At 37.5% G+C, this 12,698-nt stretch carries 10 protein-coding genes; 5 read left to right on the forward strand and 5 right to left on the reverse strand.

All coding sequences use genetic code 11. From position 1 onward, the window contains the following. Positions 1 to 4: 4 nt before the first annotated feature. Positions 5 to 2,128, reverse strand: a complete 2,124-nt coding sequence (locus G6N06_RS12840; protein ID WP_163517160.1) for a Tex family protein — start codon at positions 2,126 to 2,128, stop codon at positions 5 to 7. A 111-nt stretch (positions 2,129 to 2,239) separates the two neighbouring features. Here G6N06_RS12840 and G6N06_RS12845 point away from each other — a divergent pair, with 111 nt between their 5' ends. The 4 genes from G6N06_RS12845 (at position 2,240) to G6N06_RS12860 (ending at position 7,503) form a co-directional block, all read left to right on the forward strand. Continuing rightward, complete coding sequence (locus G6N06_RS12845) at positions 2,240 to 2,809, forward strand: hypothetical protein (protein ID WP_163517161.1); 570 nt, start codon at positions 2,240 to 2,242, stop codon at positions 2,807 to 2,809. A gap of 69 nt (positions 2,810 to 2,878) precedes the next feature. After that, positions 2,879 to 3,679 (forward strand): hypothetical protein, encoded by an 801-nt coding sequence (locus G6N06_RS12850; RefSeq protein WP_163517162.1) that lies wholly within the window; start codon positions 2,879 to 2,881, stop codon positions 3,677 to 3,679. Positions 3,680 to 3,850: 171 nt separating this feature from the next. Next, on the forward strand, positions 3,851 to 5,353 hold the full coding sequence (locus tag G6N06_RS12855; RefSeq protein WP_163517163.1) for an MORN repeat-containing protein: 1,503 nt from the start codon (positions 3,851 to 3,853) through the stop codon (positions 5,351 to 5,353). 5 nt (positions 5,354 to 5,358) lie between these two features. Next, complete coding sequence (locus tag G6N06_RS12860) at positions 5,359 to 7,503, forward strand: MORN repeat-containing protein (protein ID WP_163517164.1); 2,145 nt, start codon at positions 5,359 to 5,361, stop codon at positions 7,501 to 7,503. 4 nt (positions 7,504 to 7,507) lie between these two features. Here G6N06_RS12860 and G6N06_RS12865 read toward each other — a convergent pair whose 3' ends face one another. From G6N06_RS12865 to metG, 4 genes are all read right to left on the reverse strand, one after another. Beyond that, a complete protein-coding gene (locus G6N06_RS12865; RefSeq protein WP_163517165.1) occupies positions 7,508 to 8,131 on the reverse strand; it encodes a hypothetical protein in 624 nt (207 codons plus the stop codon). Positions 8,132 to 8,341: 210 nt separating this feature from the next. After that, the gene (locus tag G6N06_RS12870; RefSeq protein ID WP_163517166.1) at positions 8,342 to 8,800 is read right to left on the reverse strand and encodes a copper resistance protein NlpE; all 459 of its coding nucleotides are present in this window, start codon (positions 8,798 to 8,800) and stop codon (positions 8,342 to 8,344) included. A gap of 79 nt (positions 8,801 to 8,879) precedes the next feature. Continuing rightward, positions 8,880 to 9,338, reverse strand: a complete 459-nt coding sequence (locus G6N06_RS12875; protein WP_163517167.1) for an META domain-containing protein — start codon at positions 9,336 to 9,338, stop codon at positions 8,880 to 8,882. Positions 9,339 to 9,431: 93 nt separating this feature from the next. After that, positions 9,432 to 11,507, reverse strand: coding sequence for a methionine--tRNA ligase (gene metG / locus G6N06_RS12880; protein ID WP_163517168.1), 2,076 nt, complete (start codon positions 11,505 to 11,507; stop codon positions 9,432 to 9,434). Between the two features lie 168 nt (positions 11,508 to 11,675). On the opposite strand from metG, the gene G6N06_RS12885 reads away from it, so the two are divergent. Next, complete coding sequence (locus G6N06_RS12885; RefSeq protein WP_163517169.1) at positions 11,676 to 12,695, forward strand: S66 peptidase family protein; 1,020 nt, start codon at positions 11,676 to 11,678, stop codon at positions 12,693 to 12,695. Positions 12,696 to 12,698 lie beyond the last annotated feature (3 nt).

Consider the following 12,698-nt stretch of genomic DNA (forward strand, 5'->3'; position numbering starts at 1 on the left):
AATCCTATTTATGCAATTTTAGTTGGATGCGCTTCCGCGGAATATCCACATCCAAAACCTTAACGATGACCTGTTGGTGTAATGCAACATGCGCATTCACATCAGAAACAAAACTATCCGATAGGTTGGATATGTGGATCAAGCCACTTTCTTTGATGCCAATATCTACAAAAGCACCAAAATTGGTCACGTTGTTGACAATTCCCGGTAATAATTGACCTTCCTCTAAATCATTAATGGTTTTGATATTTTGGTTAAATGTAAACACTTTGGCTTGCTCGCGAATGTCCAATCCTGGTTTTTCCAACTCTTTGATGATGTCCTGAAGTGTAGGCAACCCGACAGTATCTGTACAGTATTTCTTTAAATCCAGTCTTTGAAGTTCGGTTTTGTTGCCGATTAAATCAGATACTTTTTTGCCTAAATCCTTTGCCATGCTTTCAACTATCGCATAGCTCTCAGGATGTACTGCAGAATCATCCAATGGGTTTTTGGCCGATTTCACCCTTAAAAATCCAGCGCCCTGTTCAAAAGCCTTGGCGCCTAAGCGCGGTACTTTTTGGAGATTTTTTCTTGAGGAAAAGGCGCCATGTTCGTCGCGGTAATTGACAATATTCTCCGCTAATTTAGGACCGATGCCAGATACATAACTCAACAAACTGGCACTTGCGGTGTTGAGATTTACGCCAACGGCATTCACGCAACTTTCCACTACCACATCCAATTCCTTTTTTAGTTTGGTTTGATCCACATCATGCTGATATTGTCCAACACCGATGGACTTGGCGTCAATTTTGACCAATTCGGCCAAGGGATCTTGCAATCGTCTTCCGATAGAAACCGCGCCTCTAACCGTTACATCATAATTGGGAAATTCATCACGGGCAATTTTTGAAGCCGAATAAATACTGGCACCAGCTTCACTGACTACAAAAACTTGTATGTCGTTTTTAAATCTGATTTTTCGGATAAAAGCTTCGGTTTCTCTTGATGCTGTGCCGTTTCCAATCGCAATGGCTTCAATTTCGTAAGCTTCAGATAGAGAGCTGATTTTTTTCATCGCACCAAGTGTATCGTTTTTTGGTGGATGCGGATAAATGGTTTCGTTGTAAAGCAATCCACCTTGGGCGTCGAGGCATACCACTTTACAACCCGATCTGAATCCGGGATCGATGGCGAGGATGCGCTTTTCACCTAAAGGCGATCCCAAAAGCAATTGTTTTAAATTTTTTGCAAATACGGAAATGGCAGCTTCATCGGCTTGTGTTTTGGCATTTTGAAGGGCTTCATTGGAAAGTGAAGGCAGCAATAATCTTTTGTAAGCATCCTGAATAGCGATTTGAATCTGTTCAGTACTTTCATTATTGGAACGAATGACTCGATCTTCAATTTTCGCGAGCGCTTTCTCATCGTCAATGGTGATTTTGGATTTGATAAAGCCTTCGGTTTCTGCTCTTAAAATAGCTAACAAGCGATGCGATGGTATTCGACTCAGTGACTCTTCCCAATCAAAATAATCGCGGAATTTTTGTGCCTCTTCGCTTTCAGCTTTCGATTTTACAACTTTTGTTGAAATCATCGCAAAACGCTCCAACTGATGACGGATGTTGTTTCGGATATCGGTGCGTTCGTTGATCCATTCGGCAATAATATGGCGTGCGCCTTCCAAAGCTTCATCTGCGGAAGCAATATCACCTTTAATATATTTAAAAGCAATCGATGCCAAATCCGAAGCATTTTGGCTCATAATAATTTTAGCCAAAGGTTCCAATCCATTTTGTCGCGCCGTTTCGGCCTTGGTCTTTCTGCTTTTTTTGAAAGGCAGATATAAATCTTCAAGAGCAGTCAAATCTTGGGCCGCTTCAATGTTTTGTTTTAGTTCCGGTGTTAAGGCCTCTTGCTCTTCAATCGCTTTTAAAATGACTGTTTTACGCTTTTCGAGAGCTTCAAATTGCTCTTTAAATTTTACAATATCACCAATCTGTACTTCATCCAAATTGCCAGTACGTTCTTTTCGATATCGAGAAATGAACGGGATGGTGGCATCCTCGTTTAATAGTTCGACCGTGTTTTTTACGGAGAGTTCTGGAAGTTTTGTTTGGGAAATGATATAGGTGATCAGCTGCATGACTTGGGTTTTTATTTTATTGAATTGCAAATATAGTTAGATAATATGTGATAAAAAGATACGACAGATGCCGTATAGGAAAACAGTATTACAGTTTTTAAATTTGTGAGTATGCTTAGGAAACTTCTTTTTTTTAGCCACTTTTTAGCACTCCTGCTCGTCCTACATCATATATTGATGCAATGGGCTTTTGATATTGGATTTCAGCAATCCTTATTATTCTGGATAAAAATGATTGTGGTTATTTCAGGTTTGTTGATTGCGATTCGATTTTTCAAGACCTTAAAATGGCGGCGGTTTTATTTTGCGCTTTACCCTTTGGGAGTGGTTATTTTTTCGTTTGGTTTTATGTTTCGTGGCATTTTGGGAGGGATCCTGATGTCTGCAATCCAATATCCCATAATCGCAGATGAGGTAGCTTATCAAAAAGAGAATATCACCATTTACACCAAATATACAGGGTTTTTTAGCAGGTGTTGCACCTATAGATTGATGGGCTCCTATTATAAGATTTTAGAAAAGGAATATGGCCAATTTAGTACCGAAGGACAGGATGCGCTAATTGTCAAAAGTTTAAAGAATACCACGACGCAACTCACGGTGACTTTTGAAGATTATCTTTTTGATGAGACGCTTCAGGAGCTTGAACTTCAAGATCGTGTTTTGGTTTTTGATAAGTAAATATACGGCATTTGTCGTATGGTGTTGAATGTGTTTGAAACCTATGTTTGTTGTCAATAACATGAAATTATGAAAAAATTACTACAGATGGTGATGCTTTTATCACTGACGACAGGGTTCTCCCAAGGAAAAATAGATTTAGAGTCATTCTCTTACCCTGTGCTCACAAATTATCTTTATTACGGAATTGGAGATGTGGAACGCACGAAGGATGTCAAAGAACTACACCTGAACTTTATGGATGGTGGTCGGGATGCTTCTTATTATTTTGATGGTCAAGGGCGTTTGTTAAAATATATTAGCAAATTCAGCAATGAGCTGATTCAATATCATTATGAGAATGATCGTATTACCCATGTGGAGAAGAAAGATAACTATGGGAGTTTTAAAAAACCAGTGGTTTATAGCCCAGACGGGAAGGTGTATTCACATCCGAGTCTCATAGGAAGCTCAGGCAATCGGGTCTTATATTACGAATATGATAATCAGGGCAATGTTGCGAAGATTTGGGAACATTCTAAAGATAATTTAGAGCCATCTGATCTAAACGATATAAAGCCAAGCTACAGTTTTAAATATGACGATAAGAATCGTCTTATTGAAGCTGATTATGGGTTTTCCGTTGAAACATACACTTATAATTTCATATACAGTACTGTCGTTGAGGTCACGGAAAGATCTGTTAGTACTTCTGGAAACAGAAAACCAACAAGCAATGCATATAAATACAATGATTATGGTCTTTCTGGTAGTTATGCCATGGACCAAAAGGGCAATTGGATTGCTCGTGATATAAACAGGAAAAAAGAAATTGTATTTCGAAGAGTGGTGTACGCTGACGGAACGATTTCCGAATATAAATTGAAATAATATCCTATAAAAACCCTGTGGTTTGTAATCTCCCATTAAGTTGTCTTTCAATTTTCCAAAGCCATTTATGTTAATGATAGGGAAAGGATGAGCAATTTTATAGAGACCGAAGCAATACCATTATTTTGAAATATTTTGGTTGAAACCATCAGAAAATAAAACCCTAAACCCATGAGACAATTAACTGTTCTTTTTTTATTTTTTATTTGTGCAAATGTATTTCCACAAAAAATAGATTGGATCAATGCACCAAATAACCCGATACCATTAGCATATACCTTAAATCATTTTAGATTGATAGGCGACCTTAAATCCAGCGAGGTTTTTGGGTTCAACGGAACATTGTTAACGAGAGATCAATATCACTTTAATCCAAACGGTCTATTAGAACAGTCCGTTGATGTTAATAAAAGAGAACCTTTAAAAAGTACTTATACCACCTACTTATATAATAATGATAGGACCGTTGCCTCTAAAACAGATAGAAAAGAAAACCAAATTATCTTTATTGTAACTTATAAATACAATAAGAAAAAGCAGCTAATCGCGTCTTATTTTGACAATAAAGAGAATCCACAACACAAATATTCTGATGAATTTGAATATCACACCAATGGATTTCTTTCAAAGCGTACGCAATTTAAAGATGAAAAGGCAATTTCAATGGATACTTATTCTTACGATAAATTGAATAGGTTAATACAAGAAGAGTCCTTTAATAATGGAAAGCCAACAAAATCAAGTGTGTATCATTATAACAATACCTCAGATACCATTCTCGAAGTTACAATAAGCAATTCCTATTTTGGGGATTCGCGCACTGATGAGGTTACTGAAGTAAAGACCTATAGTAATGGGTATTTGGTAAAAGAATCTTGGGACACCTATACCTTGACATTTGATTCACAGAACAATCTTTTGGAATCGTCATTTAGAAAATTGGGAAATAATTTTGGAGGGAAACGATTTATAAACATCTATTATAATCCTGCCCACAATAATGCCGATAACTTTATAGAGATAGGATGTGTGGCCGGGAATTGTTTGGATGGGTATGGCACTTACCTGTTAGGAGATCGATATATAAAAGCTTTTTTCTCTAATTCAGCAATTAATGGTTTTAGCTTCTCTGTCAAAAACGACGATCCAGAAACAACCACTCTACTTATTGCAAATTCTGGTCAGCCTGTTAAAACCATCAAGTTTTCTAAAAATCGAATGCTTGAGTATGTCAACTTTATGGAGGGAAAAATTTCAGGTAACTACTATTATAACAATTCCGGAGAAATAACCATCGCTGAAGTTGAAAATGGCAGTATCAAAACAAAATATAGTAATGCCAAGAACCAAGGCTCTGTACGATGCATCACAGGAGATTGCGAAAATGGATTTGGCAGCATATTATTTGAAAATGGCGATTCTTTCGAAGGTTTCTTTAAAAACGGACAGTCTATAGAAGGGATTCTGAAGCTTTCAAGTGGCCATAGTTATATAGGTGCTTTTGCAAATGGGAAAAAATTTCAGGGCTCAGGAATATTAATGTTCCCTAATGGCGATAGATATGTGGGTTTTTGGGAAAGGGGACTTCGACACGGACAGGGTGTTTACCAATTCGCCGATGGAACGGAACAAGCAGGTATTTGGGACAATGATGAATTAAGAACTAAAATGTAGATCTTATGAGAAAGTTACTATTTATGACCTTTGTTTGTTTAATAACAACGGGATTTGCCCAAAAAGTAGATTTGGCAAATGCACCTGAAAACCCCATCGTTTTTAAATTCAAATTGGAGCATTTTAATTTAAAAGGTGATGTGTATCGTTTCAATTCCCAGTATTATTTTAATAAAGAGGGATTTCTTATTTCCAAATCAGATATTGGAGGTGATAATATCTATATCTATGAGAATGGAAAATTAACTCGTGACGGCAATTTCAATCCATTTAAAGTAAATGATCAGGGACTTATAACCTACCGAAATGGTTATGACTATACCTACAATGACCGAGGCTTATTGTTAACCTCTACTGAAACTAGGGTTGCAGGTTATAAGACGCCAGCTGTAAATAATTTAACAAAGTATGTCTATGATGCTCAAGATCGGGTCATTAAGGAAGAGAAATATGTGTCAGATGTGCTCAAAAAAACGACGACCTACACTTATAAAAAGGTGGGGAATGCAATCCAGGTTTTTAAGGAGATCACAGAAGCAGGCAAAGAACCCTACAAAAACGAAAACCATTATATCGATGGCCGATTAGTACTCGTCAAAGACCAGTATAGTGACATCCCACTAATAGTTGAATCAAAATTAGATGCAAAAGGTAACAGTGTTGAGGATAAGCATATCAACGGCGGAACCTTAACGGATACTTTTAGTTATACGATTGTTTACTATTCTGATGCAAACAAGCCACAGAACTACACTGTAGCTATGATAAAGTCATATGACGGTTCAATAATACCTCAAGTTAGAAGAAATGGCCAGTATTTTTCAACCTGGTTAGAAACACCATTGAAATCTACCAATGATATGTTGTTTTATGATGATTTGACCAAAACCTATTATCTAGCCAAAAATGTTTATGACAAAACCTTGGCAGAAGGCACTACTATTAAAATGGAGCTGTTGTTAAAAAACAATGAGGTATTAATGTTTTTAAACGCAAAAGATGAGTATTTTATTTTTGACAAAGGACAGGGAGTTTTGCCAAAATCAGAAGAAAAGATGGCCTCACTTATGACTGGTGGACTATTTGTTTATACCAAAGATGCCCAAACACTGAAGGAAAAAACTTATTTGTTTAAAGATATCCGGGGAAAAACTTTTGTGTCCGGTGAAATCCTACCTGAAAATAATGACCAACTATATTATTATATTAATGCCAACTCTAATACGGTTGCAGTCATTTTTAAAGGTCTTTGGGTCAAAGACATCTCGAAAACCGATTTTAAAAGACTTGGTGATTTTGGATATCTCGCGTATGCAAATGGCGAACCCAAATATGTTTTGCCAGAGTATTATAATATGAAAAGTAATCAAATTTATTCTGGTCATATTTTTGATCCTAAAGTAGATACGGATGTTAGAGAAACCAATGCAAACGCATCTTCTGATAATCAAAATTCCGTTTCATCCACAGATTCGAGTACAAGCTGTGTCTCGGGAAATTGCACTGAAGGTTTCGGAGAACTTAAAACCCAACACTCCACACTTACAGGGTTTTTCTCAGGCGGGAAAGTCAATGGTTATGGCAAAGAAGTCTATAACGATGAAACTGGATATTACCAAGGCGAATTCCGGAATGGACAACGGGATGGTTTCGGAATGTACACGTGGAATAGTGATCAAAGCTATTATATTGGCCAGTGGAAAGAAGGCCAACTTCATGGCTACGGCTATATAAAAAATGGGACTCAAGTGCTTCAAGCGGGGTATTATGAGAACGGAAAACAAACGCGCAACCTGCTGAACCAAGATTATATCAATAAACGAGCGGTGGGAAATTGTATTGGCGATTGCCAGAACGGATTTGGGTATTACCAATTCTCAAATAATGATAAATATGTGGGTTTTTTCACCAATGGACAGTTTAATCATGTAGGAGCCTACACTTGGGTTTCTGGAGATGTTTATATTGGAAATATTAGAAACAGTGAATTTAGTGGTCAGGGGATACTCTATTATAAATCTCTAATGACCACGTATTATGGCAATTTATTAAATGTTACAAGACAGGGACTGGGCGTTTACTATAATAAATCGGGAAACATTGAAAGTAAAGGATACTGGAGCCAAGGCATTCTTAAAACGGCCATGTAACCATTCAAAAGTGTGATGAAGATTCAGAGGTGTTTTCTTTAATTTCCATCACTTCAAAAAATATTTTCAATAATAGGAATGGAATTATAGAAAAAATAACGGCATGGTCTGTAAATAAAATGAATTTTTTTGAAACTAAAAACCAAAGCAATATTCCGAGAACTATGGATATGTGCAAGGTGATAACTCCTTTTGATAATGATGTATTGAAAGTAATTTGATCAGAACCAATTTGATAAATAGCAATTTCTCTTAATAAAAAAGTAAGCAAAGTAATATTAAAGAAAGTGTTTTTAAAGAAGAGCACTTCTAAATTCATGATAATTAAGTCATGATCTTTCCAATTGATTACCAATCCAAAAATCACAATGATAAAAACGATATAAATAAAAAGGAAAAACAATCTCGCCTTTATTCCATTAAGAACTTGAACTGGGTTTTGGAATAGGTTTTTTTTGAAGTGATACCGTAATCTATAAAACACTGTCTTTACAAATTCATCCCACCAAAACAAGTAGATAATATAGAATACAGTAATGTTTTTATTGTAAATGGCAACAAGGGTGATAAGGATCATTGCTGCTAAGGACAAATATTTTGATAAGCGTGCGTAAGGCGTGTACATCAATCGATTAGCTCTGAGTTTTAGCTGTCTAAAATAAACTAAAATTCAGTTCGATGGTCTAAACGCTACTGATTTTTCACGTTTTTTATCAAAGACAACAAGGTGCTGTCATCATATGTACAAGGAACCTCATAAAGACTATCACGCACGACCTGCATGAGCATTATCTCTATCCTAAAAGAGCAGCCTTATTAAAATATTGTTTCCCTAAAATTAATCCATCACTTTTCTCAAAACGTAGAGTTCTTGTAAGTCTCCAGTGTTCTTGTTGCCATCACTGTCCAATAAGGTCAACGTATTTTCACCAACAAAAAACGGATTTCTGTCATTGGATAGTAGGATTCTTTGTCCTTGGTCATCCCATTCAAAGGTGCCTTTGGTTTCAATTGGCGTCGTTTCCTTTCCTAAATAGGTTTCTTGGATGAGATAGGTGTTATCACTGTTAATTGTAACTACGGTTTTGATCCCCTCACAATCGGCACAAGGTAGTTCGCCTTCATATACGCCATCCCAATCTAAAGAAGTCATGCTGTTGTCTCCCGTGAGCCCCATGTCCACTTCTTCTATTTGAGGCTCCTCGATAGTTTGTGTTTCTTTTTTCTTTCCGGAATTACAGCTTGTAACAAATAAAACAAGGGCAATACATAGGGAATTGATAATAGTGGTTTTCATTTTTAGTGTTTTTAATATGGGTTAATCTATTGAAATTTGATAAAAAGGGAAATGATTTAAGTAAGTTTTAACAGGCTGGTTAATTGGTGACTTTTTCTGTAGAAGGCTCGAATGATGCCAACACATAGCCATTTTCGTCCTTAAAGGTCAATTCGCCATCAGTTAAAATATAACTTCTGGTCTTTTGCAAATTGCCCATAAAAACGTTTTCGATGCTGCTTCCTTCACAATATCTCATGGTGGCCATCATTTGGGAGAATTCTATTTGTTGATCATCTTTTAAGGTAAATGTGCCCCCAAAGGTATTACAACCGCCATTGCCCCCAACACCATTATCCTTTGCAGTAAGTCTTATAAACGGTTGTTCCAATTCTGTATTGGAGAGATTCAGGACGTCTCCATTGAGTTTGGTCAATACCCATTTCGTGCCAATAAAAGAGACTTCATCAGTAGTGGAGGGCTTTTGTGGTGTTACTTGAGATTTACAGTTAAATAGCAGAATACAGGCCAGGAATGATAAGCTTAAAATATATTTCATGATGAACGTATTTAATTGTTTGATTATCAAAGTTAAGGAACTGTTTTAAGCTATATACAAAATAAAAGAACTGTTTTGCTCAAAACGGTGAATTTAGCTAATCTGCAATCCGTTAGGTACTTTAGCTTCTGTGGATGTATCAGGATTCACAAAAACCAGCTTTCCGTCTTCAGATTCAGTCATCAATATCATGCCCTGACTTTCAACGCCTCTTAAAGTTCTGGGTGCTAAATTGACCAGCACGGTGACGCGTTTTCCAATGATTTCTTCAGGGGTAAAGCTCTCAGCTATTCCAGAAACAATCGTTCGTACATCAATACCAGTATCGATTTTCAAAACCAATAACTTATTGGCTTTTGGCATCTTTTCGGCTTCCAAAATGGTCCCTACTCGCATATCCAATTTTGAAAAATCTTCATAACTGATGGTTTCTTTTTGTGGCTCTACTTTTTTATTGGCGGCTTCATTTGATAACTTGCTAGCAATAAGTTTATCCAATTGAGCTTGAATGGCCTCATCTTCAATTTTTGAAAATAAGAGTTCTGCTTTCCCTATTTTATGTCCTGAAGGAAGCAATACATTCTTGGAGGAAATATCAGTCCATGAATTTTCGACATCGCCAGAAGTGATGTTTAGAATGGTTTTCAATTTGTTCGCCGTAAAAGGCAAAAACGGCTCACTCAATGTTGCCAAGGCCGATGCTATTTGAAGCGCCACAAACATGATGGTTTTGGTACGTGCTTCGTCAGTTTTAACCAATTTCCAAGGCTCTTCATCTGCCAAATATTTATTGCCCAATCTGGCCAAATTGATGAGTTCCTGACTTGCTTCCCTAAATCGGTAACGTTCAATGGAGCTCGCTATCACATCTGGATAGGCTTTTAACGCTGCCAAGGTTTCTTGATCAACAGCACTGAATTCTGATGGCTCAGGGGTAACGCCATCATAATACTTATCGGTCAGTACCACGACACGGTTGATGAAATTACCGAAAATGGCCACCAATTCATTATTGTTTCTTGCCTGAAAATCTTTCCATGTAAAATCGTTGTCCTTAGTTTCTGGTGCATTCGCAGTCAGGGCATAGCGCAAGACATCTTGTTGATTCGGAAAATCTTCCAAATATTCTGGCAGCCAGACCGCCCAATTTTTTGAAGTGGATAGTTTATTACCTTCTAAATTCAGAAATTCATTCGCCGGGACGTTGTCCGGTAAAATATAAGAACCTTCTGCTTTCAACATCGCTGGGAAAATGATACAGTGAAAAACAATATTATCTTTTCCTATAAAATGTACCAATTTGGTGTCTTTATCTTTCCAATAGGGTTCCCAATCCTTTCCAACACGCTCGGCCCATTCTTTGGTGGAGGAGATGTAACCAATAGGCGCATCAAACCAAACATATAAGACTTTACCATCGGCACCCTCAAGAGGCACGGGAATCCCCCAATCTAAATCTCTGGTCACCGCTCTTGGACGTAGGCCATCGTCAATCCATGATTTTACTTGTCCGTAAACATTGGGTTTCCAGTCCTTTTTATGGCCTTTTAAAATCCATTCTCTCAAAAATGCCTCGTGCTTGTCTAAGGGTAAAAACCAATGCTTGGTTTCTTTTAACGTAGGCACGTTACCGCTTATGGCCGATTTTGGATTGATCAAATCCGTAGCATTTAAGCTGCTTCCACATTTTTCACATTGGTCGCCGTAGGCTTCCTCATTGCCACATTTTGGACAAGTTCCTGTAACAAAACGGTCGGCTAAAAATTGGTCAGCTTCTTCATCGTAGAGTTGCTCGGTGATTTCTTCAATAAATTCGCCTTTATCATATAAGGTTTTAAAGAATTCTTGAGCGGTTTCATGATGGACTTTAGCCGTGGTACGTGAATAGTTGTCAAAACTGATCCCGAAATCTTCAAAAGAAGTTTTGATAATGGCGTGGTATTTATCAACAATGTCCTGTGGCGTCACGCCTTCCTTTTTTGCTTTTATGGTAATGGGTACGCCGTGTTCATCACTTCCGCAGATAAAGATGACGTCTTTTCCGATGAGTCTTAAGTATCGGGCATAAATATCGGCAGGCACATAAACTCCGGCCAAATGACCAATATGGATAGCCCCGTTAGTGTAGGGCAATGCTGCGGTAATGGTATATCTTTTAGGTTGATTCATCAACTAGTAATTTAATTTTGTTTTAATGCAAGAAAAAAGGCGAAACAGCAACCTTCTGTTTTTGAACAGACAGATGGCTTCAATTCACTCGCAATGACGCCTTGTTTTTAGAAGCCACAAAAGTACACATTTTGACCTCGATTTGGAAAAAAAATGTATTTTTACATTATGTCGAAAATATCATTTACCCTCGTATTAAGTTGCCTTGTTTTGATTTTAGGAATTCAAGACTTCTCGGCACAAGAAAAATCAACACCCATGAAAGAGCAAACGCTTGTGCGTCCTCCATATTTAAAAGCGGGAGACACGGTTGCTATTGTGGCACCCTCTGGTGTTCTTAAAAACAGAAACGCAGAGATCCAAAATGCACAGGATTTGTTGGCGAGCTGGGGCTTGCATACCGTTTTGGGAACGCACTTGTATTCTGATAGCAATCATTTTGCTGGGACCGATGCCGAGCGTTGTGCCGATTTTCAACAGGCAATGGACGATCCTACCATTAGTGCTATTTGGGCGGCGCGTGGCGGTTACGGAACGGTAAGGATCTTGGATAAACTAGATTATACCAAATATAAAAAGAAACCAAAATGGGTGATAGGCTACTCTGATATCACAGCATTACATAGCCAATTGCACAATGAAGGGTTTGAATCCGTACATGCCATCATGGCCGCAGGTATCACCAAGGACCTCAAAAATATGGAAGAAACAGTGGCTACCTTTAAAGATGCTATTTTTGGAAAGCCTTTAACTTATACTTTGGATGGATCAGAATATAACAAGGTAGGAACGGCCTCTGGTCAATTGGTTGGTGGTAATTTGACCTTATTGCATACCATGTTGGGTTCTAAAACCAGTATTGACGTCTCAGGAAAGATCCTATTTATTGAAGAAATTGGAGAGTATGCTTACCATATCGATAGAATGTTGCAAAGTTTGAAGCGTGCAGGCTATTTTGACAATTGCAAAGGTGTGATTGTAGGCGATTTTTCGAAAATGAGAGAAAACACCACCCCTTGGGGAAGCTCTGTTGAACAATTGATTTTAGATGCATTATCTGAATATGATTTTCCAATTGCGTTTAAAATGCCAGCAGGACATGAAGATGATAACAGGGCAATGATCTTTGGTCGAAATATTGAGCTGAAGGTGACTAAAAATGAATCGGTAATTGTTTTTGACAACTAACAA

Origin of the sequence: Gelidibacter japonicus (genome assembly GCF_010725055.1) — a bacterium.
GTDB classification, from domain to species: Bacteria; Bacteroidota; Bacteroidia; order Flavobacteriales; family Flavobacteriaceae; genus Gelidibacter; species Gelidibacter japonicus.